Annotated in this window: 25 protein-coding genes, 1 pseudogene and 1 riboswitch; of the genes and pseudogenes, 16 read left to right on the top strand and 10 right to left on the bottom strand. The window is 66.6% G+C overall.

Annotated features, from left to right (window positions below; genetic code table 11):
• A pseudogene (locus Q8814_RS05425) lies at positions 1-381 on the bottom strand (asparagine synthase (glutamine-hydrolyzing)); the annotation flags it as partial.
• 311 nt (positions 382-692) lie between these two features.
• Here Q8814_RS05425 and ctaC point away from each other — a divergent pair.
• Together ctaC and Q8814_RS05415 are read left to right on the top strand one after the other, a co-directional pair.
• Positions 693-1,754: an aa3-type cytochrome oxidase subunit II gene (gene ctaC / locus Q8814_RS05420; protein ID WP_330150996.1), complete on the top strand. Its 1,062-nt coding sequence runs from the start codon at positions 693-695 to the stop codon at positions 1,752-1,754.
• Positions 1,755-1,791: 37 nt separating this feature from the next.
• Positions 1,792-2,208, top strand: a complete 417-nt coding sequence (locus Q8814_RS05415) for a cytochrome c oxidase subunit 4 (RefSeq protein ID WP_330150995.1) — start codon at positions 1,792-1,794, stop codon at positions 2,206-2,208.
• 107 nt (positions 2,209-2,315) lie between these two features.
• On the opposite strand, the gene Q8814_RS05410 is transcribed toward Q8814_RS05415, so the two are convergent.
• The 7 genes from Q8814_RS05410 to ctaE form a co-directional block, all read right to left on the bottom strand.
• Entirely contained in the window at positions 2,316-2,906 is a 591-nt protein-coding gene (locus tag Q8814_RS05410; protein WP_330150994.1) for a dihydrofolate reductase family protein, read from the bottom strand.
• A gap of 26 nt (positions 2,907-2,932) precedes the next feature.
• Positions 2,933-4,597, bottom strand: a complete 1,665-nt coding sequence (locus tag Q8814_RS05405; RefSeq protein WP_330150993.1) for a long-chain-fatty-acid--CoA ligase — start codon at positions 4,595-4,597, stop codon at positions 2,933-2,935.
• Between the two features lie 11 nt (positions 4,598-4,608).
• Complete coding sequence (locus tag Q8814_RS05400; RefSeq protein WP_330150992.1) at positions 4,609-5,583, bottom strand: cyclase family protein; 975 nt, start codon at positions 5,581-5,583, stop codon at positions 4,609-4,611.
• A 229-nt stretch (positions 5,584-5,812) separates the two neighbouring features.
• On the bottom strand, positions 5,813-7,474 hold the full coding sequence (gene qcrB, locus Q8814_RS05395) for a cytochrome bc1 complex cytochrome b subunit (RefSeq protein ID WP_330150991.1): 1,662 nt from the start codon (positions 7,472-7,474) through the stop codon (positions 5,813-5,815).
• Positions 7,471-8,598, bottom strand: coding sequence for a cytochrome bc1 complex Rieske iron-sulfur subunit (gene qcrA, locus Q8814_RS05390; protein ID WP_330150990.1), 1,128 nt, complete (start codon positions 8,596-8,598; stop codon positions 7,471-7,473). The genes qcrB and qcrA overlap by 4 nt, the downstream gene beginning before the upstream one ends.
• A complete protein-coding gene (gene qcrC / locus Q8814_RS05385; protein ID WP_330150989.1) occupies positions 8,595-9,464 on the bottom strand; it encodes a cytochrome bc1 complex diheme cytochrome c subunit in 870 nt (289 codons plus the stop codon). Before qcrC ends, qcrA begins: the two co-directional genes overlap by 4 nt.
• 64 nt (positions 9,465-9,528) lie before the next feature.
• Positions 9,529-10,143 carry an aa3-type cytochrome oxidase subunit III gene (ctaE, locus tag Q8814_RS05380; RefSeq protein ID WP_330150988.1) on the bottom strand — a complete coding sequence of 205 codons (615 nt, stop codon included), beginning with the start codon at positions 10,141-10,143 and terminating at the stop codon, positions 9,529-9,531.
• A 135-nt stretch (positions 10,144-10,278) separates the two neighbouring features.
• Between ctaE and Q8814_RS05375 the strand changes: the two genes are divergently transcribed.
• Both Q8814_RS05375 and trpD read left to right on the top strand, forming a co-directional pair.
• Complete coding sequence (locus Q8814_RS05375; RefSeq protein ID WP_330150987.1) at positions 10,279-10,746, top strand: hypothetical protein; 468 nt, start codon at positions 10,279-10,281, stop codon at positions 10,744-10,746.
• A 63-nt stretch (positions 10,747-10,809) separates the two neighbouring features.
• Positions 10,810-11,880, top strand: a complete 1,071-nt coding sequence (trpD, locus tag Q8814_RS05370) for an anthranilate phosphoribosyltransferase (protein ID WP_330150986.1) — start codon at positions 10,810-10,812, stop codon at positions 11,878-11,880.
• Positions 11,881-11,944: 64 nt separating this feature from the next.
• On the opposite strand, the gene Q8814_RS05365 is transcribed toward trpD, so the two are convergent.
• Together Q8814_RS05365 and Q8814_RS05360 are read right to left on the bottom strand one after the other, a co-directional pair.
• The gene (locus tag Q8814_RS05365) at positions 11,945-12,220 is read right to left on the bottom strand and encodes an Lrp/AsnC family transcriptional regulator (RefSeq protein ID WP_330150985.1); all 276 of its coding nucleotides are present in this window, start codon (positions 12,218-12,220) and stop codon (positions 11,945-11,947) included.
• Positions 12,221-12,247: 27 nt separating this feature from the next.
• Positions 12,248-14,005, bottom strand: coding sequence for a DEDD exonuclease domain-containing protein (locus Q8814_RS05360; RefSeq protein WP_330150984.1), 1,758 nt, complete (start codon positions 14,003-14,005; stop codon positions 12,248-12,250).
• A 445-nt stretch (positions 14,006-14,450) separates the two neighbouring features.
• A riboswitch (cyclic di-AMP (ydaO/yuaA leader) is annotated at positions 14,451-14,615 on the top strand.
• Between the two features lie 15 nt (positions 14,616-14,630).
• On the opposite strand from Q8814_RS05360, the gene Q8814_RS05355 reads away from it, so the two are divergent.
• The 12 genes from Q8814_RS05355 to Q8814_RS05300 all read left to right on the top strand — a co-directional run bounded on the left by Q8814_RS05355 (position 14,631) and on the right by Q8814_RS05300 (position 25,580).
• The gene (locus tag Q8814_RS05355) at positions 14,631-15,221 is read left to right on the top strand and encodes a C40 family peptidase (RefSeq protein ID WP_408015839.1); all 591 of its coding nucleotides are present in this window, start codon (positions 14,631-14,633) and stop codon (positions 15,219-15,221) included.
• Between the two features lie 183 nt (positions 15,222-15,404).
• Positions 15,405-16,451 carry a C40 family peptidase gene (locus tag Q8814_RS05350; protein ID WP_330150983.1) on the top strand — a complete coding sequence of 349 codons (1,047 nt, stop codon included), beginning with the start codon at positions 15,405-15,407 and terminating at the stop codon, positions 16,449-16,451.
• Positions 16,452-16,499: 48 nt separating this feature from the next.
• Positions 16,500-17,873 carry a hypothetical protein gene (locus Q8814_RS05345; RefSeq protein WP_330150982.1) on the top strand — a complete coding sequence of 458 codons (1,374 nt, stop codon included), beginning with the start codon at positions 16,500-16,502 and terminating at the stop codon, positions 17,871-17,873.
• Positions 17,874-17,915: 42 nt separating this feature from the next.
• On the top strand, positions 17,916-19,085 hold the full coding sequence (locus tag Q8814_RS05340) for a glycosyltransferase family 4 protein (protein ID WP_330150981.1): 1,170 nt from the start codon (positions 17,916-17,918) through the stop codon (positions 19,083-19,085).
• Positions 19,086-19,123: 38 nt separating this feature from the next.
• Entirely contained in the window at positions 19,124-19,513 is a 390-nt protein-coding gene (locus Q8814_RS05335) for a polyketide cyclase / dehydrase and lipid transport (RefSeq protein ID WP_330150980.1), read from the top strand.
• A gap of 115 nt (positions 19,514-19,628) precedes the next feature.
• The gene (locus Q8814_RS05330) at positions 19,629-20,066 is read left to right on the top strand and encodes an SRPBCC family protein (RefSeq protein ID WP_330150979.1); all 438 of its coding nucleotides are present in this window, start codon (positions 19,629-19,631) and stop codon (positions 20,064-20,066) included.
• Between the two features lie 14 nt (positions 20,067-20,080).
• Positions 20,081-21,286 (top strand): ArsA family ATPase, encoded by a 1,206-nt coding sequence (locus tag Q8814_RS05325; RefSeq protein WP_330150978.1) that lies wholly within the window; start codon positions 20,081-20,083, stop codon positions 21,284-21,286.
• Entirely contained in the window at positions 21,283-21,681 is a 399-nt protein-coding gene (locus Q8814_RS05320; RefSeq protein WP_330150977.1) for a hypothetical protein, read from the top strand. The genes Q8814_RS05325 and Q8814_RS05320 overlap by 4 nt, the downstream gene beginning before the upstream one ends.
• A gap of 3 nt (positions 21,682-21,684) precedes the next feature.
• Positions 21,685-22,659, top strand: a complete 975-nt coding sequence (locus tag Q8814_RS05315; protein ID WP_330150976.1) for an ROK family protein — start codon at positions 21,685-21,687, stop codon at positions 22,657-22,659.
• A 146-nt stretch (positions 22,660-22,805) separates the two neighbouring features.
• Complete coding sequence (locus Q8814_RS05310; RefSeq protein ID WP_330150975.1) at positions 22,806-23,582, top strand: lysophospholipid acyltransferase family protein; 777 nt, start codon at positions 22,806-22,808, stop codon at positions 23,580-23,582.
• 65 nt (positions 23,583-23,647) lie between these two features.
• Positions 23,648-24,139, top strand: a complete 492-nt coding sequence (locus Q8814_RS05305; RefSeq protein ID WP_330150974.1) for a polyadenylate-specific 3'-exoribonuclease AS — start codon at positions 23,648-23,650, stop codon at positions 24,137-24,139.
• A gap of 55 nt (positions 24,140-24,194) precedes the next feature.
• Positions 24,195-25,580 carry a class II 3-deoxy-7-phosphoheptulonate synthase gene (locus Q8814_RS05300; RefSeq protein WP_330150973.1) on the top strand — a complete coding sequence of 462 codons (1,386 nt, stop codon included), beginning with the start codon at positions 24,195-24,197 and terminating at the stop codon, positions 25,578-25,580.
• The last annotated feature ends 9 nt before the right edge of the window (positions 25,581-25,589 follow it).

The following is a 25,589-nucleotide window of genomic DNA, read 5'->3' as shown; positions in this document are numbered from 1 at the left end:
CATGCCGCCCAGCCTGCGCACGGCATCGGCACCCCAGTGGTGGAACGCCACGACGATCGTCTCGCTGTCGCCTTCGGTGGCGAACGACGCGCCGTACTTCTCGCTCAGTTCCCGGCGGAGTTCGAGATAGTTGTAGATCTCCCCGTTGAAGGTCAGCGCGTAGCGATCGGGTTGTTCGGGCGGTCCCCATCGCAGCGGCTGGTGGGAATGCGCGATGTCGATTATCGACAGTCGATTGAATCCGAAGACGAGATCGGCATCGTGCCACGTGCCGTGCTCGTCCGGTCCGCGGTGACGCAGGCAGTGCATGGCGGCGGCCACCTGCGCGACGGCCTCGTCGTTCGTGCCGCCAGTGGTCAGAAACCCGAGCAATCCGCACACGGCGTTCGCTACCTCGATTCCGGTCGGGGAGAGGAGCCGTCCCCCCGCCGGCGAACACAGCGTCGTGTCGCTGGAACTTTGCGCGGAGGGTCCGACGTTGGTCACGTGAAGTATGCCGCAGACCCCGGACCGGACCCCGGCGGCACTACGGAAAACACGTCGTCACATCGCCCGTGACCGGGTTGTTGTCACCCGGGCGACACTTTCTGCGCGCCCCGAGGGTGGATAGCGCCCGGGTTTGGTCTACGCTGCGTAGTAATTGGGCCTGCCCTCCGGGTGTGCCCTAGTGGAATTGCGGCGATCAGGAAGGCGTGAACGTGGCGCAAGGTCGGATCCTTCGGCGGTTCGGACTCGCAGCATCACTCGGCATTGCAGCCATGGTGCTGACCGGGTGCTCGAGCGAAGAAGTCCTTCGTTTCGGCTGGCCGGAGGGTATTACTCCCCAGGCCGAGCGTATGCGTGAACTGTGGACGTGGTCGGCAGTCGCCGCCCTCGTCATGGGAATTCTCGTATGGTCACTCACCTTCTGGGTGGTGATCGCATATCGCAAGAAGAGGGATTCCCCCGAGTTCCCGCGGCAGACGGCATACAACGTCCCGCTGGAACTGCTCTACACCGCGGCCCCGTTCGTCGCCGTGTGTGTGCTCTTCTACTTCACAGTCGTGGTCCAGAACTACGTGCTCGAGAAGGAAGACAACCCCAACGTCGTCGTCAACGTCACGGCGTACCAGTGGAACTGGAAGTTCGGTTACCGGACAGTCGATCTCGGTGACGGAGCCGCGCCCTACAACGGCATCGACGAGATCGCTCAGGCAGCGGTGCAGCCCGAAGAGCATGTCGCCGCAGAGGGCGACGAGCACGCGTCGGCCGGCCCGATCCACGGTCTGCCCACCGAGGATCTGTCGTACCTGAACTTCGACAAGATCGAGACCCTCGGTTCGAGTGAGGAAATCCCGGTCCTGGTGCTGCCCACCAACCGGCGCATCGAGTTCAACCTCGCCTCGTCGGACGTCATTCACTCCTTCTGGGTTCCGGAGTTCCTGTTCAAGCGTGACGTGAACCCCCACCCCGCCAACAACGCATCCGACCCGATCTTCCAGATCTCCGAGATCGATCGTGAGGGCGCGTTCGTCGGTCGCTGCGCCGAGATGTGCGGCACCTACCACGCGATGATGAACTTCGAGGTACGGGCCGTGAGTCCGGAGCGGTTCGCGGAGTACATCGAGTTGCGCAAGCCGGTCGAAGACGGGGGTCAGGGCCTGTCCAACGCCCGCGCGCTCGAGGCCATCGGCGAGTCGCCGATCGCGACCTCCACGTCGCCGTTCAAGACCGAGCGCACGGACCGCTCGGCGTCCGTCGCCGCGGGCGAGTGACCGGCTCCACCTCTCACCGACAAGGACAAGTGCTGATATGAAGATCGAAGCCAAGCTCTTCGAAGTCGTGACGGTGTTTTTCGTGCTCGTCGCCATCGTCTACGGGACTTTTACCGCGTTGTCGGAGCGGGGCACCGAGTGGGCGGGTCTGACCGCGCTCGTGCTCTCCGCCGGCCTGACCCTCATCGTCGGAACGTACTTTCGCTTCGTCGCCCGACGGCTCGATACCCGCCCCGAGGACTACGAGGACGCGGAAATCAGTGACGGCGCCGGCGACCTCGGCTTCTTCAGCGCGGGCAGCTTCTGGCCCATCCTGCTTGCCGGTGCGGCCGCGTTCGCCGCAGTCTCGCTGGCATTCTTCCAGCCGTGGATGATCGTGCTGGCTGTTGTGCTCGTCGTCGCCGCTGCGGCAGGTCTGGTGTTCGAGTACCATCTCGGTCCCGAGAAGCACTGAGCCTCTCTCCTACACGACGAAGCGGGCGTCGCACCTCAGGGTGCGGCGCCCGCTTCGTCGTGTGCACCCCCGGTCACCGTTCGCAGAGGGCTTCTTCGGGTACCGGCTCAGATCGGTCGACGGCGCACCCGATAGCGCAGGTGAAGCACCCGGTTGCCCTGAATCACCACGTCAGGATCCTCCAGCAGGTGCTGCGCGTGGACCGACCCGAAGTAGCGCTTGCCGGACCCGAAGACCACGGGTACGACGTCCATGCGCACCTCATCGACCAAACCTGCGGCAAGCACCTGTCCACCGACGTCGCCGGCGGCGACCTCGACCATGCGGTCACCCGCAAGCTCCTGCGCCTTGCCCACGGCTGCCTCGACGCCGTCGACGAAGTGAAACGGCGCCTCCGGGTCCCAGTCCTCGGGCTCCGGCCGGTGCGTCACGACGACCACGTGGTCGATCCCGCCCGGAGGCTTCCCGTCCCAGCCGTCCGTCATATCGAAGACGTGACGGCCGACGAGTGTCGCCCCGATCTGGTCCCAGTACGGCCGGATGTAATCGTAGGACGTCTGCGACATCTTGATCTCGCCGCTCTCGTCCAACGGTATGTCACCGCTGGACAACCAGTCGAACAGCGGTCCGGGCCGGTCGTGCTCGTCCGCGACGAAGCCGTCCACCGACACCGAGCTGTACATGACCACCTTGCCCACGGGGTTCTCCTCCCAGCTCATCGGCGTCACGCCGAAGCGGTTGGTGCTGCTCGTAGTTCTCGGCGCAGCAGTTTCCCGGTCGCCGTCTTGGGGATGTCGGACATGATCTCGATGGCGCGGGGGCACTTGTAGGCGGCCAGTCGGCTCTTGGTGAACGCGATCAATTCCTCGGGCGTGACCGTGGCCCCGGGCCGGAGGCTCACGAACGCCTTGACCGTCTCTCCACGGTACGGGTCGGGCACACCCACCACCGCCGCTTCCCGGACGGCGTCGTGCTCGTAGAGCACGTCCTCGACCTCGCGCGGCCACACCTTGTATCCGCTGGCGTTGATCTGGTCCTTCTTACGATCGATGATGTAGAACCAGCCGTTGGTGTCCATGTATCCGACGTCGCCGGTGTGCAGCACACCGTCGGGTATCGAATTCGCGGTGGCTTCGGGTTTGTTCCAGTACCCGGCTACCACCTGCGGACCTGTTGTCACCAGTTCCCCGACTTCGCCCGGAGGAAGGTCGTGTCCGTTGTCATCGACGATTCGTACCACCGTGTCGTAGACCGGTACACCGACGGAGGTGGCCCCGGTGAGTTCGTCGACGGGCGCCCGTGTACCGAACGGCACACAATGCGACGGCGACGTCGTTTCGGTGAGCCCGTAGATGTTGTGGATGTAGTGGCCGAACTTCTCCTCGAACGCGGCGATCGTGCTCGGGGGAATCGGTGCACCGCCCGAACAGATCTTCGTAAGGCTGGAGAGCGCGTCCCTGTTCGCGTTCTCCGCGTTCATCAGCGCAATGAAGACCGTGATGGACCCGACGGTGAAGGTCGCTCGTTGTTTTTCGATCGTCTCGACGGTATCGACCGGATCCATCCGGTACATCAGCACCAATGGGGCACCGGTCAGCAACGACAGTGCGATGTGACCGATGAGTCCGGTGATGTGGAACAAGGGGGCGACACCGAGGATTACGTCGTCGGCACCGATACCGATCCAATCCCGGTAGGTGTGTGCATTGAACACCACATTGCGATGGGTGGTCATCGCCCCCTTCGGCGGACCCGTGGTACCGGACGTGTACGTCAGAAACGCCACTGTGTCAGGGCCGATCTCGGCCGGGGGAACGGTCCGACCACGGAAGGCCGTAAGCATTTCCCCCATGTCGATGGTGCCAGGACACTCGGTGCGCTCGGCACCGGCCAGGGCTCCGCTGTTTGCGCTCTGGAACTCGAGTTCCGAGGTCGTGATCACGGTGCGCACGTCGGTCGCCCCGACAACCTTCGCTGCCACGTCCGTGTACAGCGACTGCAGCGCCACCAGGACCGTGGCACCGGAATCACGCAGGATCTCCTCGAGTTCGCGCTCGCGGTACATGGGGTTGGCCGAGACCGCGATACCGCCGGCCTTCCACGTTCCGACCTGGGCGATGACGAACTGAGGAACATTCTGTGCGTAGATGACCACGCGCTCACCCGACCGGAATCCCGCATCGATGATGCCGGCGGCGAACGCGTGGCTCAGTTCGTCGAGTTCGCGTGCGGTGATGCTGCCGTCGAAGTATCGGATGATGTCGGTGTCGGGGGAGCGTTCGACCGTGGCGTCGAACATGGCCAGCGCGTCGTCGAACTCCAACGTGCGTGGTTCTCGCTGCGCCGGGCTGTACTGCGACAGCCACACCTTCTCGTCGTAGATGCTCATGATTCGGCTTCTCAGCGGATGACGAGGGGATTCACCGGGGCGCCGGTGCCGTTGACAACCTTCAACGGTGCAGCGGTGTAGAGGAAGCTCCATCGGCCGTCTGCTGCGCAGGCGTCGGCGAGCTCGTCGAGCCAGGCGATCTCTGTCAACGCGATACCCAGATTGCGCATCAGGGCGCAGTGCAGAGGGAGTGCGACACCGCTCTGCGGATCGTAGGTCACCTCGTTGGCGATCGTATCGGTCACCAGATTCGGAATCTCCTTGTCCTGGAACCACTCGACGAGTTCAGGTGAGTACGTCAGACCCGGCTCGCAGAATCCGTCGTAGAACTGCTCGGGGTTGTTCAGTTCGTACCAGTACTTGAGCCATCCGGTACGGATGATCAGAATGTCGTGCGGTTCGATGGTCACGCCCTGTGCGGCCGCCGCTTCTTCGAGATCGCGGTGATCGAACGTCTCACCCTTGTCGAGATAGGGCTTGCCGCGATGACGGGCCATGTCGATCAGAACTCCACGGCCGACGACACCCTTCTCCGCGATCGGGAGAACGGATGCCTTCTCCATCCCTCCGACGGTGCTGCGTGCGTCGTATCCGTTCCAGAGTTTGCCGTCGTACCAGACATGCCCGAGCGCGTCGTATTGGGTCGATCCTTGGAGGAAGACGAGTGCCGTGTCGTCCGCGTAGTGGAGCCCGCCCGGGAACGCCGGAGCGCCGTCGCCGTCCCACGAACTCTCGTCGAGCACATTCTGCCGCTTGATGCCTTCGCGACCGGGCCACAGCGGGTCGCCGGGGCTTTCGGTACGTCCCATGTGAATCTGCAGCGTGAAGGTCTCGCCGGTCTTGATGTGCTGCACTCCGCGGAGAACTTCCCTCGTATCGAGGTAGTTCAGTGCACCCAACTCGTCGTCGGGTCCCCATTTACCCCAGTTGCTCGGAGCATTGTCTCCGAGCAGTTCACGCATCGCAGGAGCGTCGACCTCGGTCATATCTTCCTCCATCGAGTAAACATCGGCAGCGATCGCAGGTTCGGTCAGAACTATGTTGCACATCACAGCGACGAATAGCCACATCGCCAATGTTCAGACGTCCGAACTGACCTGATGGCCACGGGGAGGACGGATGAGTGCAGACGAAGTGGCGCGGTACATCTCCTCCGACGAAGTAGGGCCCCGAACCGATGGTTCGGGGCCCTACTTCGATTTGGTCGGTCAGGCGTCAGTGCGCCTTGCCGTCGCCCTTCGTGAGGGAGGTGCCACTGTCACCGTGGATGCGGTCCTGGTACTCGCGCAGGATGGTGCGCTGCTCGATCTCCGCCTCGTGGTGGGCTGCTTCGAGAGCTGCCGCCTCGTCGGCCGGATCCGGGCTCCACCAGCTGCCGATACCCGGCTTGCCGGCGGTACCGAGACGGTTCATCCGCTTGGGCACCGGAGCGCCCTGATACTCGAGCGGGATCGGATGCCCGTGCTCGTCCACCGGGCCGAGCGGCTGGTGGATCTCCACGTACTCACCGTGCGGCAGGCGCCGGACGATGCCGGTCTCGATGCCGTGCTCGAGCACCTCACGGTCGCTGCGCTGCAGTGCGAGGCACATGCGGTAGGCGATGTAGTACGCGAGCGGCGGCAGCACGACCAGGCCGATACGGCCCATCCACGTCGTCGCGTTGATGGAGATGTCGAACTTGAACGCGATGATGTCGTTGATGCACATGAGCGTGGCCACGATGTAGAAGGCCAGGGCCATTGCGCCGATGCCGGTGCGAACCGGCACGTCACGGGGACGCTGCAGCAGGTTGTGGTGCGCGTCGTCCTTCGTGAACTTCTTCTCGATCCACGGGTAGATGGTCAGCACCACGAACACCAGGCCCATGATCAGCGCGATCCAGAACGGCTGAGGAATCGTGTACCGGTCGAAGAGGTACAGCTCCCACGCGGGCCAGATACGTGCCAGGCCGTCCGTCCACATCATGTAGATGTCGGGCTGAGAACCGGCAGAGACCTGGGACGGGTTGTACGGACCGATGTTCCAGACCGGGTTGATCTGCAGCAGGCCGGACATCAGGGCGAGCACCGCGAAGGTCACTGCGAAGAACGCGCCGGACTTGACCGCGAACACCGGGAGGATGCGCACGCCGACGACGTTCTGCTCGGTGCGGCCGGGGCCGGGGAACTGGGTGTGCTTCTGGTACCAGACCAGCGCGAGGTGCGCGGCGATCAGAGCGAGAATGATGCCCGGGACGAGCAGCACGTGCAGCACGTAGAAGCGCGGGATGATCAGCTCACCCGGGAAATCGCCACCGAAGATCGCCCAGTGGAGCCAGGTGCCCATCACCGGGACCGACAGGGTGATACCCGAGAACGCGGCGCGGAGGCCGGTGCCGGAGAGCAGGTCGTCGGGCAGCGAGTAGCCGAAGAAGCCTTCGAACATCGCCAGGATGAGCAGCAGGGAGCCGATGACCCAGTTGGCCTCACGCGGGCGCCGGAACGCGCCGGTGAAGAACACACGCAGCAGGTGCACGACGATCGACGCCGCGAACATCAGAGCTGCCCAGTGGTGAATCTGCCGCACGAACAGACCGCCGCGCACCTCGAAGGAGATGTTCAGGGTGGTTTCGTAGGCGCGGGACATGCCCACGCCGCGCAGCGGTGTGTAGACGCCGTCGTAGGTGACGTGCGCCATCGACGGGTCGAAGAACAGTGTCAGGAAGACGCCCGAGATCAGCAGGATGATGAAGCTGTAGAGCGCGATCTCACCCAGCAGGAAGGACCAGTGGGTGGGGAACACCTTGTTGATCTGCCGGCGTATACCCGCCGAGAGGTGATACCGAGAATCGAGATTCTCGGCCGCCTTGGCGGCGTGGGATTGAGTTGCAGTACTCACGGGCGACGCTCCCAAAATGCCGGGCCGAGTGCCTCGATGAAGTCACCTCTGGCGACCAGGAAGCCCTCTTCGTTCACTGTAATAGGCAACTGCGGCAACGCGCGAGCAGCAGGACCGAAAATCGGCTTGCCGTACTCCAGCGCATCGAACTGCGACTGGTGGCACGGGCAGAGAATCCGGTTGGTCTGCTGTTCGTACAGCGACGTCGGGCAGCCGAGGTGGGTGCAGATCTTCGAGAAGGCGAAGTAGTCGCCGTAGTTGAAGCTCTCCTGGCCCTTGCGCTTGATGGCGCGCTCGGCGTCTTCGGTCCGCAGACGGATGAGCATCACGGCGTTGCGGATACCGCGCAGGCTGTCGAGCAGCGCATGGTCGTCGCCGCGATCGCTTTCGCGGAACGGGAAGACCGTCTCCATGCCACCGGCGTCGAGATCCTCGGGACGCACCAGAACGATGTCCTGGGGGCGGCCGGTATCGCGGCGCAGGTAGATCGTTTCGCCCTCGAAGCGGGGAGTCCAGCCGGAAACCCACAGCGGGGAGTCGTCGCCCTCGGCCCACGGATTCTTGATCAGGCCGCCGAGCGGCATGATCAGACCGAGGCCGAGCGCCCCGCCACCGAAAATCGCGGTCCGCTTGATCAGCTTCCGGCGCGGCAGCGTGGACGTGTCGAGCGAATCGGACAGTTCGGCGACGATGGTCCGGCGATCAACCTCCGTGGACTGCCCGTCGTGACGATCCTGGATCGACACCTCTTCGGGGATGAACTTCTTGGTGAACTGCACTGCACCGACGCCGATCCCGAGGATCGACAGACCCAGGGTGAGACCGAGCAGCGGGGTGTAGAGGCTGTAGCGCCCGTAGTTCTCCTCTCCCGGACCTGCGTACTCCCACGGCCAGAACAGGTAGATCGCGATGAACGCGATTCCGGCGACGCCGGCGAGCGCGAACCAGAAGGCGACGTTGCGCTCCGCGCGCTTCTCGGCGCGGGTGCCTTCGACGGGCCACCGGTCCTTGCGGAACGCGACATCGACACCGTCGAGGTTCGTGCCGAGCGTGACGAGGTCGTCACGGCTCATCCGGTCGAGGTTCTCGACCGCGTGCTTGTTCGGCGTTTCGCCGCCACTCATGACCTAGCTCCGATCCACAGTGCAGCGCCGACGACGGCGACTATGCCCACGACCCACATGGTCGGTCCCTCGGCTCCCGGACCGAACCCGCCGAGCCCGTATCCACCGGGGTCCTGCGTTTCACTGGCCGACTTGACGTACGCGATGATGTCTTGCTTCTCCTCGATGGTCAGCTGGCGATCCGAGAACTTCGGCATGTTCTGGGGGCCGGTAACCATCGCGGTGTAGATCTGCTGCTCGTTCGCCGGATCGAGGTTCGGCGCGAACTTGCCGGACGACAGGGCACCGCCGCGGCCGGTGAAGTTGTGGCACGACGCGCAGTTCTGGCGGAACAGCTCCGAACCGCGACCGATGTCGTCGCCACGCAGCGACGACTGGGCGATCTCGCCGTTCTCGTCACGGATGACCGTGGGGCCTCCGCCGTTGGCCTGGATGTAGGCGCCGAGGGCGTCGGTCTGCCGTGCGTCGAACTTCGGGTCCTTGCGAAGGGCCTGGGCCTCGTTCCGCATGGCAGGCATACGTCCGGTGGAGACCTGGAAGTACACGGCCGCTTCGCCGACACCGATCAGTGTCGGACCGCGGTCCTGGACGCCCTGGAGATTGACCCCGTGGCATGTCACGCAGGAAGTCTCGTAGAGCTGCTTGCCGTCGCGGATCAGTGCGCTCTGGTCGTCCTGCGCCGTGGCCACCTGAGGGGCGGGTGTCAACGCGGAAGCCAGGAAGCCGGCGCTGAGCAGGCCGAGCGCGAGGACCAGCGCGCCCGTGACGCGACGGCGGAGCTTGCGCTGGCGACGGGACTTGGCAGCGGCAGCTGCCGATTGACCGGGCATGTCACCCTCGGATGCGAGAGGTGGGGATGAACTCATCTGTATCCCTTTTTGTATGTCGGGACGGACTGGACGTCAGGGGGCTGCCTGGGCGTTCAGCTGGCTAACGGATGAAATAAATCGTGGCAAACAGCGCAATCCACACGATGTCGACGAAGTGCCAGTAGTAGGAGACGACGATCGCCGCGGTGGCCTGCGCCGGGGTGAACTTGCTGACCCGGGTACGGACCAGCAGGAACACGAAGGCGACGAGGCCGCCGATCACGTGCAAACCGTGGAAACCGGTGGTCATGTAGAACACCGAGCCGTACACGCTGCTCGAAATGGAGGTGCCGTCCTTGACCAGGGTGATGTATTCGTAGCCCTGACCGAGCACGAAGAAGGTGCCCATGCCGAGGGTGATGATGTACCACCGCCGCAAGCCGAACACGTCGCCGCGTTCGGCAGCGAAGACGCCCAGCTGGCAGGTGAAGGAGGACGCGATCAGCACCATGGTGATCGGCACCGCCAACCAGAGGTTCAAATGGGTCGGCGGCGGAGGCCACATGCCCTCCGGCGCCTGCGCCCGTGCCACGAAGTACATGGCGAAGAGCCCTGCGAAAAACATGAGCTCACTGGACAACCACACGATGGTGCCGACGCTGACCAGGTTGGGCCGGTTCAACGAGTGCACGCGCTGTGTGATTGCAGATCCTGAAGTCCCTACTGCGCTCGTCACGCTGGCTAGTATGACCCGTCGTAGTAAGTCTTGGGCAATCGGGGCCGAAATCGGCGCGTCCATGCAGGTCCAGCCGTTAACTTTGTGCTGGTTGATGGTCCTGAACGGGCGCCGAAACAAGATAATCGTGGTGGGATGGGCGCTGTGACAGGGATATGGCAACGGTTACGCAGCCTGCTCGGCGGGGGCCGGAGCGAGCCGCTCGATCCGCACCGGACGGACCTCGTTGTGGTGGTGTCCTCGTTCGACGATGCGGAGGCGTGTTCGACGGTGCTCGATCGGGGCGCGATGGCGGCGCCGCAATGGATTCCCGACGAGGAAGCGGTACTCCGGCACCATCTCGAATTGCCGGCCGGTGCGGTGGAGGAAGCTGCCGCGCTCGCCGGGCAGGATGGCTACCTGCCGGCGCTGTCGGCGGGCGGAGCGGCCGTGCCGAAGGGTCGGGCCGCGCTCGTGCTGCAGAGGGTCCAGATTCTCGATGCGCTGCACTGTGCCCAGGAGAAGTCGCGAATGGTGTCGCTGGCGCAGCGGCTCGGCGGCACTGCGCTGGGATGGGACGCACTGCAACCGGGCGAGCGTGACCCGAAGATTACGGCTGACTAAGCTCACGCGGCGGAGGGCACACGCGTGTCCGGTAGGGAGCGGAATGCGGCGAGGGCAGGTGCGATGAACGCGAAGGGATCGGCGGACGAGACGGGTTCGAGTTGGCCGTCGGTGCTCGGCGCCCTCACTGCCGGACGTGATCTGTCACGTGCCGAAGCCCAGTGGGCGATGGAGGAGATCTTCTCCGATAACGCGACATCTGCCCAGATCGCGGCGTTCGGCGTGGCCCTGAAGATGAAGGGTGAAACACCCGACGAGGTGCGGGCGCTCGCGGACACGATGCTCGGTTACGCCCGGCTGGTGCCGGTCGACGACGATGCGGTGGACATCGTGGGCACCGGCGGCGATCGGGCGAACACCGTCAACATTTCGACGATGGCGTCCCTGGTCGTCGCGGCCGCCGGGATCCGGGTCGTCAAGCACGGCAACCGGGCCGCGTCGTCGAAGAGCGGTGGAGCCGACGTGCTGGAGGCACTGGGCGTGCACATCGACCTCGGGCCGGAGGAGGTCGCGCAGTCGCTCGCCGAGGCAGGTATCGGGTTCTGCTTTGCGCCGGTCTACCATCCGGCCCTCCGTTTTGCCGGGGCGCCGCGCAAGGAGATCGGTATCCCCACGGTCTTCAATGTGCTCGGCCCGCTGACGAACCCCGCCCGTCCCCGAGCGGGGTTGATCGGGTGCGCGTTCGAGGGGTTGCTCGGCACGATCGCCGGGGTGCTGGCGCAGCGGGGCAACTCCGCGCTGGTTGTTCGGGGCGACGACGGGCTCGACGAACTCACGACCTCGACCACCTCGACGGTCCATATCGTGCAGCACGGGCAGGTACGCGTCGACAAGCTCGATCCGACGAATCTGGGTATCACCCGGGTTCCGCTCGAGGCTCTGCGTGGGGGTGACGCCGGAGAGAACGCCGTGATAGCTCGCGCCGTGCTGGCCGGTGAAACAGGTCCGGTGCGCGACGCGGTGCTACTCAATGCGGCCGGGGCGATCGCCGCGTTCCGGGGAGTGGACGGCAGCCTCGAAGACGCCCTCGCCGCGGGACTGCAGACTGCTGCCGCGGCGATCGACAGCGGTGGCGCCGCCGCTGTCCTGCAGAAGTGGAGCGAGGTCACCACACGCCTCGCCGGATCGGCCTGAGCGGTGCGGGTCCGCATCCCGAAAGGGGCACGGACCCGCCTGCACCGGGTGCCGGCGTGAGGCCTCAGTTGCCGATGGAGAAGGCCGCCTCGACATCCGCGCTCGAATACGACTGGAAGGCGATGTGGGTGACGGTCTTACTCACGCCTTCGACCTTGTTGATTCCGCGCGTGACCACCTCGGCGATCTGTTCGTGGTCGCGGACGCGCACGAGCGCGATGAGGTCGACGTCCCCGGCGCACGAGTACACCTTGTCGACCCCGGCAATGTCCGCGACCGCTTGCGCGGCTTCCGGGATCCGGTGAGCGTCGGCGTCGATCAGGACGATGGCGTTGATCATGAGGGCTCCTTACCTCCTCGGGGGATCTCAGACTAAGTGGTGCCGGAGTTCGTCGGGGACGGGGTCGGCCGACGCGCGGGCCTGACGGGCGAGGTCTGCCCATGCGGAGCGGCGTCCTGCGCCGTATACCGGCTCGGCCCAGCCGTGCGTCGTGCGCACGATCCGGACGCCGTCCGCATCGAGCCACCGGGCGAGCAACCCGATCTCCTCGACCGGTACGCCGCGTAACGGTCCGGACAGCGGGCGAATCGTTTCGGCACCTGCCGTGATGGCCTCGACGACCGGCATCGGGGGAACGTGCCGGGCGGCCACCCCCGCCGAGGCCAGTCTTCCCGCTCTGATCACGGCGAAATCCCACCCCCCTTCGGGGCAGGGGCGCGCCGCGACGAGTTCGTCGATCGCGGCTATCGCGGCGAGTCGCTGCGTGCGCCGGAGTATTCGTACTGTTTCGGCGGCTCGGTCGCGTAGGCGCGCGGCGTTCTCGAACAGTTCGGCTGCTGCCAGCTGCTCGATGCGGGTGTGGAGGCGTGCGAGGACCGTGTCGTCGCGACCGTGGATCACGGCGCGCGCGTGTTCGACCTGAGCGGAGTACTGCTGCGGGTCCTGAAGGCCGTGTGCAGCGGCGGAACACGCACCGACCGCGCCGGGCAGGCAGCGATCGCCGTGGCGGCCCGACCGCGCGATCCGGCGCGTGCAGGTGCGCAGGCCGCAGAACTCGGCGAGGGTAGCCGCAACCTCCGTGGCTGCGGCGCGTGACGAGAACGGTCCCACCGCGTCGGCGCTAGGTGTGCGGCCGACGGCGAGCCGAGGGAAGGCTTCGTCGGTGAGAACGATCCACCAGCCGCGTGTGGGGTACTTGGAACGACGGTTGTACGGAGGCGTGTGGGCGGCGAGCAGACGCAATTCGCGTACTCCGGCCTCGAGCCCGTGGGAGCACTCGACATGGTCGATGCGGGTGGTGAGGGCCACCATCTCGCGGAGTCGCGGTCGTGTTTCCGATCCGGTGAAGTAGTTGCGGACGCGGCGGTGGAGGTCCACCGCGGTGCCGACGTAGAGAACCTCGTCGGACGGGCCACGGAACAGGTACACCCCGGGCCGGTGCGGAAGGTGCGCGGCGAGGGAGCGCTTGGCGCGTTGTTCGGCGGTGACCGCGGGGATGTAGTCGCGCAGTTCGGTCAGGCTGTGAACGCCCAGGTTGCCGATTCGTTCGATCAGCGCGTGCAGCACATCCACGGTGGCGCGGGCGTCGTCGAGCGCCCGGTGGGTGGGCTGGGTCGAGACGCGGAACAGCTCCGCGAGTGCGGATAGGCGCACCGACGGCGCTTCGTCGCGGCCGAGCACTCGGCGTGCCAGCTTCACGGTGCACACGACCTGGAATCGCGGCCACGAATGGTCGCAGCGCGTGGCGGCGGCCCGCAGGAATCCCACGTCGAACCCGGCATTGTGGGCGACGAGGACGGAGCCGGCCGCGAACTCGAGGAAAGAGGGGAGCACCTGCTCGATTCGCGGGGCGGCGTAGACCATGGCCGTGGTGATGCCGGTGAGCCGCACGATGTCGGGTGGGATCGAACGTCCGGGGTCGACGAGGGTGGCGAATTCTCCGAGGACTTCGCCGCCGCGGACCTTGACCGCGCCGATCTCGGTGATGGCGTCTTCGCTCGCGCTGCCTCCCGTGGTCTCCAGGTCGACGACGACAAAGGTGGTTTCGCGCAAGGGCGTGTCCAGTTCGTCGAAACTGAGTTGGACACCCGGTCCGTTGTCGGTGGATCTGGGCGACGGCGTCATGTGGGTGAGCCTAGAAAGCGGCACCGACAGCTCCGCGCGAACCCGGCAAAAGCCGCTACGGGCCGGGGAGGGAGACGAGCGTCACATCGAATCGTGGTTTCGCCGGGGAGGGTAGCGGTGGGTGGCGGTCGATCCGCGCGGACGGGGGTGCGCGGCGCCCGTCGTCCGGGCGGCCGTCTCGACGGCTCGGGGCACTCGAATCCGGCCCCTGCCTGGGAAATCGTTCTCGCTCCGTCGCTCACGGAGGGGTAGCCGGGGGCGATGGGGACAGGCCCATCCCCTTCGTCGTTACACGACTGTTATCGGATAGGCCTGCCGCCCGTCCCGAAACGGGTAACCACCCCAAATGGGACAACCCTCACTTGGAGTGTTCGACATCTTCGATGCCGTTTCGTAATCTTCCTGAGACCAAGCGGAGAGTTTGGCGGCCCACCGGGTCGCAGCCGCTCGGCCACCGCCTAATCGGGACACCCACACAGGTGCCCGAGCCGGGGACCCACTTAGTACCTGGGGTGAATCCCCTCGACCGCGTCAGCGGACAGAGGGGTAGGGCTGAATTCTTCCGGCCCGAACCCGTCAGCTAACTCGGTCGGCGGGTAACGGAAGAATTGGAGAACATCCCCTCGTGGTCTCACAGAATCGTATGCGTTCCGTTCGGCGTGCAGTTGTTGTCGGCGCGCTGGCACTCGGCGCAGTTACCGTCTCGACCGGGCCCGCGATGGCGGCACCCGTCAGCATCCCCGGCGTCGGCACCTTCGACCTTCCCGCCGGCGTGACGGTCCCGGCGGAGGTCACCAACCTTCTGCCGCCGGCTCCCCAGGCTCCGCAGGCTGCTCCGGCCGCGGCTCCGGCGCCGTTCACCGCGCCGTACTCCTCGGTCGGTCAGCGCGCCGCCGATGTCGCCCAGAGCAAGATCGGCGCCCCGTATGTCTACGGTGCGGCCGGCCCCAACGCGTTCGACTGCTCCGGTCTCGTCCAGTGGGCGTTCCAGCAGGTGGGCCTGAACGTGCCGCGCACCAGCTACCAGCAGGCGTCCGCGGGCCAGTCGGTGCCGGTCTCGGCCCTGCAGCCCGGCGATGTCGTGTCGTTCTACGGCGGCAGCCACACCGGCATCTACATCGGCAACGGCAACATCGTCCACGCGTCGACCTCGAGCCAGCCGGTCAAGATCGCGCCGCTGAACTCGATGCCGGTCGACGGCGCACGCCGCTTCTGATTTCGAGTCCGATCGGAGCGTCCCGCGTCTGATCGAGGCATCCGCGTGAGGGTGGGTCGGCTTCGTGCCGGCCCACCCTCACGTCGTTACCGGGGTGCCGATCCGTGTTGCTACTGCCGGGTAGACACAAACCTATGCCATTCCGTAACCTGATCGAGATCTTTGGGAAAGGACGCACTCCTCGTGGTTTCCGACAGGACGAAATCGGCTGTTCGCACCGTTCTCGCCGGCACGGTACTTCTCCTCCTCGGCATCACCTCCGCACCCGCAGCGGCGGACCCGGCCGGCGACAGTCCGACGGCACAACTCGAGCACCTCGCGGATCTCTCGCGCCGATCCGAGCAGACGACAGAAGCCATGCACCAGGCCGGAATCGACCTCGACGCGAGAATCGCCGAGCAGCACGCCGCCGAGAGCCGGGCCGTAGCCGACCGGGAGGCGTTGACGGCGGCGCAGACGGAGGTCGCGCGCTTCCGACCGGTCGTCGACAAGCTCGCGCGGGCCAACTACCGCGGGGCGCGTACCAACCGACTGTTCGCCGTTATGGTCAGCGACTCACCGCAGCAGATGCTCGACCAGATGGTGCTGCTCGACGTCCTCGGTGAACAGACCTCCCAGGACGTGCAGAAGTTCCGTGTCGCCACCGCCGCCGCCGCCGAAGCCGCCGCGGCGTCACAGCATTCCGCCGAGGCAGCACGACGTGCGGCAGAGCAGGCCCAGTCTCTGCGTGACGATCTCGAACGGCAACGTGGCGAACTCGACACGCAGATCGAGCGTGTCCTCGACGCATTCGACGCGCTCGGTGACCAGGAGAAGGCCGTCCTCGCCGGAACTCCGTTCCCCCCGGGTCTCGACGCAGAGAAGATCCTGTCGCATCTCGTGCCGGGCACCGGAGGTGGAGCGCTGCGCGCGGCGATGACCCGGATCGGCGACCCCTACGTATGGGGCGCTACCGGCCCGAACCAATTCGATTGCTCGGGGCTCGTGGTGTGGGCGTACAAGCAGACGGGCAAGACGCTTCCGCGGTCGAGCCAAGCTCAGGCCCAGGGCGGGATACCGGTGTCGCGGGAAAATCTGCAACCCGGCGACGTCGTCATCTTCTACAACGACGCATCCCATGTGGGCCTGTATGCCGGCGACGGCAACATCGTGCATGCGTCCACCTTCGGTGTGCCCGTGAAGGTGCAGGCGATGGACAGCTTCCCGTTCCACAGCGCCCGCCGGTACTGACGGCTGCGGTAGCGGACCCGGCGGAGGGCCACGCTTACACTGTTCGCCGTGCCTGCGCCCGCCCCCTCGTCGTCTGCAGCCGGTGTCCGCCGGCGGGCACCTGATGCTCCGCGCTGGGAACGGTACGGTCTCGCCGGACTGCTCCTCGCGGTGATCGTGGTCGGTGGGCTCGTTGTGATAGCTCCCGCCGACTCCACGGCCACCGACCGCAGAGTCGCGGTGCAGGCGCTGCTCGATGCGTGGGCGGGCGCGATCCGTGCCGGCGACGAGGACGCACTCGCCGCGGTGATCGACCCCGATGCGGCCCGGGGACTGTTGACCGCGGAACTTCGGCGCATGTCCGCGCTCGCTGCCGTCCCTCTCGCCGATTTCGGCTACGAACTCGGGCCCGAACCGCTCACCCCGGTCGCCGGCGACGTCGCGGCGCGGTTCGGTGACGATCCCGTCAGCGAGGCGACGGTCTACCTGCGCTATGCCGTCGACGGGATCGACGAGCCCCCGACCCGCAAACCCGTTACGGCGCTGCTCGTCGAACGTCCCTCCGGCTGGCGCCTCGTCGACGACGAGGCGGCCGCTGCCGATCCGGGTGGCGATTCCGGCACCTGGCGGGGCCCGTGGGACTACGGGCCGCTGGTCGTCCTGGATACCGGCACCGCCGGTGGTAGCTCCCTGGTCATGGGGCATCCGGACCGTCGTGAGCTGATCGAGGCCGTCGCAGCCGAACTCGGATCCGCCGTGGACGCCGTCTCCGAGGTGTGGGGTGCCACGTGGTCACAGCGTGCGCTCGTGGTCGTCACCGGCTCTCAGGAGGAATTCACCCATCTGGTGGGGACCTCGCACAACGGTGCCGAGATCGCGGCCGTCGCGGTCTCCGATGCAGTGGATCCGGCTCGCGACACGGCCACCGGCCAACGCATCGTCTTCAGTCCCACGGCCGGCGAGAGGCTGTCCCGGGCCGGCCTGCGCGCCGTGCTCCGCCACGAGTTGGTACACATCGCCGCGCGTTCGCGGACCGTCGACGGGTCTCCGCTGTGGATTCTCGAGGGGTATGCCGACTACATCGGATACCGCGGCAGCCACGGCGACCGCGTCGTCGGAGGCGATGTGGCCCGAATCGCGCCCGCGCTCACCGAGAAGGTCCGGGGGACAGGGCCGCCGGTGGCATTGCCGCCGGACGGCGACTTCACCGATCCCATTCGATCCCGCGCGGCGTACGAGACGTCGTGGTCGCTCGCCGCATTCACCGCGGACCAATTCGGTCTCGACCGGCTGACATCGCTCTACCGGGCCCTCGCCGCCGGGCCCGTCCCGGCGGGCCGACTCGACGCGGTGCTCTCCGAAACCACGGGACTGGACACCGACACCTTCCTCGAACGCTGGGCACGGTGGCTGTCCGCAAATGTCGACAGCGTCCGCGGGTAACCCGCTTCAGCCCACACGATCCGCACACCCTACGGTGTAGCCATGTCGCGAACACTGCTGGTGACAAACGATTTTCCGCCTCGCCCCGGTGGTATCCAGTCGTACCTCCAAGCATTCGCGGCTCAACTGCCCGCCGACGACCTCGTCGTGTACGCGCCGCGCTGGCGCGGCGACAGCCACACCAAGTTCGATGCGCGGCAGCCGTTCGAGGTGGTACGGCATCCCACCACGCTGATGCTCCCCACACCGTCGGTCGCCCGGCGCGCCACGCGACTGCTCGCCGATCTCGGATGCGAGAACGTGTGGTTCGGCGCCGCCGCACCGCTCGCCCTGCTGTCACCGGTACTGCGACGCGCTGGCGCCCGGCGCATCGTGGCCAGTACCCACGGTCACGAAGTGGGCTGGTCGATGGTGCCCGGGGGACGGCAGGCGCTTCGTCGCATCGGCAACACGACCGACACCGTCACCTACGTGAGCCGCTACACGCGCGGACGCTTCGCGTCGGCCTTCGGCCCCGATGCCGGCCTCGAGCACCTGCCATCGGGTGTGGACACCGACGTCTTCCGCCCGGACCCGGCGGCTCGGGCCGAACTGCGCGCCCGCTACGGGCTCGGTGACCGCCCGACCGTGCTGTGCCTGTCGCGACTGGTGCCGCGCAAGGGGCAGGACATGCTGATCAGAGCCCTTCCCGAGATCCGGCGCCGCGTCGAAGGCGCAGTCCTCGTGATCGTGGGCGGCGGACCCTACGAGAACCGGCTGCGGCAACTCGCACACACCACCGGTGTCGCCGACGACGTGGTTTTCACCGGCACGGTGCCCGCCGTCGAACTCGCCGCGCACCACACCATCGCGGATGTGTTCGCCATGCCGTGTCGTACTCGCGGCGCCGGACTGGATGTCGAAGGACTCGGCATCGTCTACCTCGAGGCCTCCGCCACCGGTGTACCCGTGGTCGCCGGGCGCTCGGGCGGCGCACCGGAAACCGTGCGCGACGGCGAGACCGGGTTCGTGGTCGACGGCACCTCGGTGACCGCAATCGTGACTGCCGTCACCGGTGCCCTCGCCGACCGCGACCGCGCCGCCGCCATGGGAGCGGCCGGACGGGAATGGGTCTCCACCCAGTGGCGCTGGGATGTTCTCGGTGCGAAGCTGCGCGGCCTGCTCGGTGCCGAAACACCCGCCGCCGAACCGCCGTCGCGAAAAGTGGGGTGACGAAAAGGCGGCACGCTGCCGTGTGTGAAGCTATCCGGGTGAGCAGCATTCAGGTGGCGGATCAAACCTTCATCGCCGCGTCTCCCGCGCGGATCGCGGCGGCTGTGGCAGCGCCGGATCGGCAACGCGCATGGTGGCCCGACCTTGTTCTCACGATCCGTGAGGACCGTGCGGAGAAGGGAATCCGCTGGGCGGTGTCCGGGCCGATCGAGGGGACGATGGAGGTCTGGGTCGAGGCAGTCCTGGACGGCGCCGTCGTGCACTACTTCCTGCACTGTGAGCCGACAGGAGTCGCACCCGAACGCGTTGCCGCTCTGAACCCGGCCGAGATGACCCGCGCGCGGCGGGTGCAAGGCAAGAAGATGGCGTTCGAGGTCAAGCAACGCCTCGAGGCCGGCCGGGCGGCCGGTGAGCCTCCGCGGCCCTGACGTCGACCGAGTCGATGCGAATCGATAGCGTGTGTAGTAGACAATAGCGCCGGGGCCGAGTGCCTCGGCCCGAAGTGCCTGCGGGGCAGGACAACGGAAAGGGAGCGTTCATCGGATGGCCGAGAAGACCAAGAGGTCGATCACCATCGAGGCGCCTGCCGAGCAGGTGATGGCTGTGATCGCTGATTTCGCCGCCTATCCCACCTGGGTTGCCGCGGCGAAGTCGGTGGAGGTCCTCGCATGGCGGCCGGACGGTCAGGCCGAGCGGGTGCGCTTCGTCCTGGATGCGGGCGTCGTCAAGGACACCTACGTCCTGCGGTACCGGTGGGCGTCCGACCGGCGTGCCGTGAGCTGGGAGCTCGAAAGTGGTGACATCCAGAAGGCCCAGTCCGGGTCCTACGCGCTCAGCGACACCCCCGACGGTTGCACGGTCGTGGACTACGAACTCACGGTAGATCTGACGATCCCGATGATCGGCCTGTTCAAACGCAAGGCCGAGAAGGTCATCACCGACACCGCGCTCAAGGAACTCAAGAAGCAGGTGGAGGGCTGAGCCCGCGCGACGCCGTGCCCGCACGCGTACGGCTGTTCGTCGGAAAAGGCGGCGCCGGGAAATCTACGCTCGCGGCAGCGACGGCCCTCGCCGCGGCCCGGGTCGACAAACCCGTCCTCCTCGTCTCCATCGACCAAGCGCATTCGCTGACCGACGTACTCGACACGGCCCCGGACACCGGGGTACGGGCCGTCGAGGACGGTCTCGACGTCCTCGAAATCGATTCGCTCGCGCTGCTCGAAGACCGGTTCTCGATGCTGTCCGGGTTGATGTCGCTGGCGGGTGCGCACGACCATGCCGGACCGTTCGAACTGCCCGCCCCGGCCGAGCTCACCGGATTGCCCGGGATCCAGGAGCTACTCGCACTCGCCGAGGTGGCGCGCCTCGCCGACGACGGACGCTGGCACACCCTCATCGTCGACGCACCCGCATCGGCAGATGCGTTCAGGACGCTCGCGGCGCCGCGCATGGTGGCCGACTACGTCGAGCGGATCTGGCCGCAGCACCGCCGCGTCGAAGCCGCCACCGGTCCGGATACACGCCTGGCGATGGTGGTGGCATTGTTCGATCGTGTCCTCGCGAGCATCCATGGGACGTGTGAGCTGTTCGAAGATCGGGAACGCATCACCGCGACACTGGTCTCGACACCGGATCGCGCCGGATTCGCCGAATTCCGCCGGATCCGGTCCTGGCTGGCGTTGTCCGGCCTGCGGCTCGACCGGGTGATGGTCAACGGAATCCTGCCCGACCTCGCCGGCGAGGACGGCGCTGCAGCGCAGTGGTTGGAGACATGTCGCACCGCGCAGCGGGAGGTTGTCACGCGTATCGTCGCTGCGGTCGACGGGGTGCCGGTCGTCGAATGCGAGCGTCGTGCCGCCGAACCGGTAGGGTTGGCGCCTCTGCGGGAGTTCGGCGCGGTGCTCGTCGGAAACGACAGCGGTACGCGGGTGCCGTCCGGTGCCGATCCGATCCGCGTACAGCACGAATCAGGGGCAGGGGTGGATGCCGTGTATGCGATGCGTATGCATCTTCCGCTGGCCGATCCGGCATCGCTGACCCTCGGCCGCGTCGACGACGATCTCGTGATCGGCGCCGACGGCATCCGCCGTCGACTGCGGCTCGCCTCGGGTCTGCGGCGATGCACCGTATCGGCCGCCGAGTTCGACGGCAGCGACCTGATCGTGCGCTTCGTCCCCGACCCGGCGGTGTGGCCGCGATGAGCGCCGACCACGATGCACTGCTCGCTGATCTGCGGGTACTGGTCGAGACGGTCCTCGACCGGATCGAGACGGCCGTGCAACAGACGCCCGACACGAAAAGCGATGCTGCCGCTGCACATTCCGACGCGGCGGCCGTCCCGGCCTCCGACAACGGTTGTACGTGGTGCCCGCTGTGCGCGGTCGCCGCACTTCTGCGCGGTGAGAACCACGAGTTGATCGACCGGCTCGCGTCGCACCTTGCGGCACTCATGGCACTCGTACGCGAACTGCTCGCCCGGTACCTGCCGTCGCCGCACCCCGGTCCGGACGACACGGACGATCCGGGCGGGCCGACACCCGAGCCACCGGCACGCGGTGGTGGCTTCGTCCCGATCTCGGTCACCATCCGCCCCTGACCGATGAGTGCGAACACGAGCGCGAACGATCGCCTGACCATCGGAATCGATGTGGGCGGCAGTACCATTCGGGCCGCGGTCGTCGACAGCGACGGGGTCGTCGTCGATTCCATCCGAGCACCGACGCCGGGGTCCGTGCCGGTGCTCGAAACGACGCTGCATCGCACGGTTCGGCACCTCGCCGAGCGCAACGACGTCTCCGGCGTCGGTGTCGCGATCGCCGGATTCGTCAGCGCCGACCGCCGGACGGTGCGGTTCGCGCCGCACCTGCCGTGGGTGAACGCGCCGGTGGCCGACCGGCTGACGGACCGATTCGGCCTACCGGTCGTGCTCGAACACGACGCGAACGCCGCCGCGTGGGCCGAGTACCGATTCGGTGCGGCGGCCGGCAGCCGCATCGCGGTGGTGGTGGCGCTCGGCACCGGGATCGGCGCGGCATTGCTTCTCGACGGCCGAATCTTCCGGGGCGCACACGGAATCGCGCCCGAACTCGGCCACCTCCGGGTGGTGCCCGACGGACGGCCGTGCGCATGCGGCAAACGCGGGTGCTGGGAGAGATACTGCAGCGGTACAGCGCTCGTCGACATCGCTGTCGAGATGCTCGCCGCCGATCCGGGCCGTTCCCAGCTTGCCGCCGACGCCGCCGCGGATCCCGGCTCACTCACCGGCCGCCGGATCGCCGGCGCGGCGCACGACGGTGACGCTCTCGCAGTCGCGGCAATGGCAGAGTTCGCGCGCTGGCTGGGCCTGGGACTGTCGATGGTCGCCGACGTCTACGATCCCGAACTCGTGGTGATCGGTGGGGGAGTGTCGGGATCGGCGTCGCTGTTCCTCGACGATGCACGCGACCACTACGCTGCCGCCGCCACCGGCGCCGGCCACCGGCCCCTCGCCCGGGTTCGTGCCGCGCAGCTCGGCGACGCGGCGGGGCTGATCGGCGCGGCACTCCTCGCGGGTGAGTTGCACACCGCAGGGTGAAGTGACCGCGGCGACCGAGATCTTCGCCACTTCGGCGGCCCGGCGTGGGTCGCAGCACGTCGACGAGGTGCGTCCGACCGTTGTGTCGACGTAGAGTCTGTCGGCGGGCAGGTGAGCCTGCCTCGTTCGACTCCGGGAAGGATGCCATGTGGTACTGGCTGTTCAAATACGTTCTGCTGGGCCCGCTGCTGTGGCTCATGGGACGGCCGAAATTCGAAGGCGGGGAGAATATCCCGGTCGACGGTCCGGCGATTCTCGCCAGTAACCACAAGGCGGTTCTGGACTCGTTCTACCTGCCGCTGCTCGTGCCCCGTCGCATCACGTTCCTCGCCAAGAGCGAGTACTTCACCGGCGCCGGCCTCAAGGGCGCGTTCCAGAGGTGGTTCTTTTCCTCCGCGGGACAGGTGCCGATCGATCGCACCGGCGCCGACGCCGCGCAGGACGCGATCAACGCGGGAGTACGTGTCCTCTCACAGGGCAAGCTGCTCGGGATCTATCCGGAGGGCACTCGCTCACCTGACGGCCGACTCTACAAAGGCAAGACCGGCATGGCGCGTCTCGCACTCGAAACCGGTGTCAAGGTCATTCCGGTGGCGATGATCGGGACCGAGAAGATGAACCCCATCGGTTCGAAGATGTGGAAGCCCGCGAAGGTCACCGTCCGGATCGGTGAACCTATCGATTTTTCCCGCTTCGAGGGGATGGGTGGTAATCGCTTCGTCGAACGCACCGTCACCGACGAGGTGATGTACGCGCTGATGCAGCTCTCGGGCCAGGAATACGTGGACATCTATGCGGCATCGCTGAAAGACAAGAAGCCGATCGCATCGAAAACCGATCCCGATCCGGTCGTCGCGGACCCGGCCACGGCACCCGAATCCGCCGCAGACACCGATCGGCTTCCCGACACGCAAGCCGGCTGACCGCTGTGGGCGGTCGGTGACCCCGCCGAGCCACCTCACACACCGCCCCGGCATAATTCCAGTACGTGCGCTACTTCTACGACTGCGAGTTCATCGAGGACGGTCTCACTATCGAACTCGTGTCGATCGGTGTGGCGTGTGAGGACGGCCGAGAGTTCTATGCGGTCTCCACGGAGTTCGATCCCGAACGCGCAGGCACATGGGTCCGCCGCAATGTGCTGCCGAAACTGCCTTCCCCGGCCGATCCCGCGTGGCGGTCTCGATCCCGGATTCGTGAGGACCTGCTGAAGTTCCTCGTTCCCCGTCCGGGCATTCAGCCCGAACTGTGGGCCTGGATCGGCGCATACGATCACGTCGTGCTGACCCAGTTGTGGGGCACGATGCCGCAGCTGCCCGATGTCCTTCCCCGTTTCACGCGGGAGTTGCGCCAGCACTGGGAACAGTACGGTCGTCCGCCGTTGCCGCCGGTACCCGACGACAACCACGACGCGCTCGCCGACGCACGGCACAACCTCGCAAAATTCGAAGCGATCGAGGCTGTGCGGCGTTCACGTTGATGCCGGATCCGGGGTTGTGTGACCGGCAAGGCGGTCGGGCCATATCCTTGACACTGTGAACTGGACTGTCGACGTACCGATCGACCGCTTGCCCGAACTCCCACCGCTGCCTTCGGAGTTGCGTGAGCAGCTCGATGCAGCACTCGCCAAGCCGGCGTTGCAGCAGCCGACCTGGCCGGAGGACCAGGCGGCCGCGATCCGAACCGTGCTCGAGAGCGTGCCGCCCATCACCGTTCCACGGGAAGTCGAAGAGCTTCAGAACCAGCTCGCGGCCGTGGCTCGCGGGGAAGCGTTCCTGCTGCAGGGAGGTGACTGCGCCGAGACGTTCGCGGACAACACCGAACCGCACATCAAGGGCAACATCCGCACGCTGCTGCAGATGGCGGTGGTGCTGACGTACGGTGCCTCCACACCCGTGGTGAAGGTGGCGCGCATCGCCGGGCAGTACGCCAAGCCTCGCTCCTCGGACATCGACGCGTTCGGACTCCAGTCCTACCGCGGCGACATGGTCAATTCTCTCGTCGCCGACGCCGCGCTGCGAGCGCACGACCCGTCGCGGTTGGTTCGTGCATACGCGAACGCGAGCGCTGCGATGAACCTGGTGCGGGCCATCACCTCCGGCGGCGAAGCCGACCTGCACCGCGTGCACGACTGGAATCGCGCATTCGTCGCGGCCTCCCCGGCCGGTGCGCGCTACGAAGCCCTCGCCTCGGAAATCGACCGCGGCCTGCGGTTCATGGATGCCTGCGGCGTCGTCGACCCGAACCTGCGGGCCGCAACCATCTACGCGAGCCACGAAGCGCTGGTCCTCGATTACGAGCGCGCGATGCTGCGGCTCGACACCACCGGCGACGAGCCGCGGTTGTACGACCTGTCTGCGCACGTCCTCTGGATCGGCGACCGGACGCGTCAGCTCGACGGAGCGCACAGTGCGTTCGCCGAACTGCTGTCCAACCCGATCGGGCTCAAGATCGGCCCGAGCACGACACCGGAGATGGCGGTCGAGTACGTCGAACGTCTCGATCCCACCAACAAGCCGGGCCGGCTCACGCTGATCTCGCGGATGGGACACAACAAGGTCCGTGATCTGCTGCCCGGAATCATCGAGAGAGTCGAATCGACCGGCCACAAGGTCATCTGGCAGTGCGACCCGATGCACGGCAACACGCATGCGGCCTCGACCGGATACAAGACACGGCACTTCGACCGCATCGTCGACGAGGTGCAGGGCTTCTTCGAGGTGCACCGCGCGCTCGGTTCGCACCCCGGCGGGATCCATGTCGAACTGACCGGTGAGGACGTCACGGAGTGCCTGGGCGGCGCTCAGGACATTTCCGATCTCGATCTGCACGGACGTTACGAGACCGCATGCGACCCGCGGCTCAACACCCAGCAGTCGATCGAGCTGGCATTCCTCGTCGCGGAGATGCTGCGCGGCTGAGAGGCCGCA

Source organism: Rhodococcus chondri, from assembly GCF_036327435.1.
Classification (GTDB): domain Bacteria; phylum Actinomycetota; class Actinomycetes; order Mycobacteriales; family Mycobacteriaceae; genus Rhodococcus; species Rhodococcus chondri.
The sequence above is the reverse complement of the archived record's forward strand: the minus strand, read 5'-3'. Positions and strand labels throughout refer to the sequence as shown.

Excerpts from the sequence above, each read along its gene's own strand:
- Q8814_RS05415 (WP_330150995.1), top strand. The coding sequence starts at position 1,792 with ATGAAGATCGAAGCCAAGCTCTTCGAAGTCGTGACGGTGTTTTTCGTG.
- Q8814_RS05405 (WP_330150993.1), bottom strand. The coding sequence starts at position 4,597 with ATGAGCATCTACGACGAGAAGGTGTGGCTGTCGCAGTACAGCCCGGCG.
- Q8814_RS05400 (WP_330150992.1), bottom strand. The coding sequence starts at position 5,583 with ATGACCGAGGTCGACGCTCCTGCGATGCGTGAACTGCTCGGAGACAAT.
- qcrA (WP_330150990.1), bottom strand. The coding sequence starts at position 8,598 with ATGAGTGGCGGCGAAACGCCGAACAAGCACGCGGTCGAGAACCTCGAC.
- qcrC (WP_330150989.1), bottom strand. The coding sequence starts at position 9,464 with ATGAGTTCATCCCCACCTCTCGCATCCGAGGGTGACATGCCCGGTCAA.
- Q8814_RS05375 (WP_330150987.1), top strand. The coding sequence starts at position 10,279 with ATGGGCGCTGTGACAGGGATATGGCAACGGTTACGCAGCCTGCTCGGC.
- trpD (WP_330150986.1), top strand. The coding sequence starts at position 10,810 with ATGAACGCGAAGGGATCGGCGGACGAGACGGGTTCGAGTTGGCCGTCG.
- Q8814_RS05365 (WP_330150985.1), bottom strand. The coding sequence starts at position 12,220 with ATGATCAACGCCATCGTCCTGATCGACGCCGACGCTCACCGGATCCCG.
- Q8814_RS05360 (WP_330150984.1), bottom strand. The coding sequence starts at position 14,005 with ATGACGCCGTCGCCCAGATCCACCGACAACGGACCGGGTGTCCAACTC.
- Q8814_RS05340 (WP_330150981.1), top strand. The coding sequence starts at position 17,916 with ATGTCGCGAACACTGCTGGTGACAAACGATTTTCCGCCTCGCCCCGGT.
- Q8814_RS05330 (WP_330150979.1), top strand. The coding sequence starts at position 19,629 with ATGGCCGAGAAGACCAAGAGGTCGATCACCATCGAGGCGCCTGCCGAG.
- Q8814_RS05320 (WP_330150977.1), top strand. The coding sequence starts at position 21,283 with ATGAGCGCCGACCACGATGCACTGCTCGCTGATCTGCGGGTACTGGTC.
- Q8814_RS05315 (WP_330150976.1), top strand. The coding sequence starts at position 21,685 with ATGAGTGCGAACACGAGCGCGAACGATCGCCTGACCATCGGAATCGAT.
- Q8814_RS05310 (WP_330150975.1), top strand. The coding sequence starts at position 22,806 with ATGTGGTACTGGCTGTTCAAATACGTTCTGCTGGGCCCGCTGCTGTGG.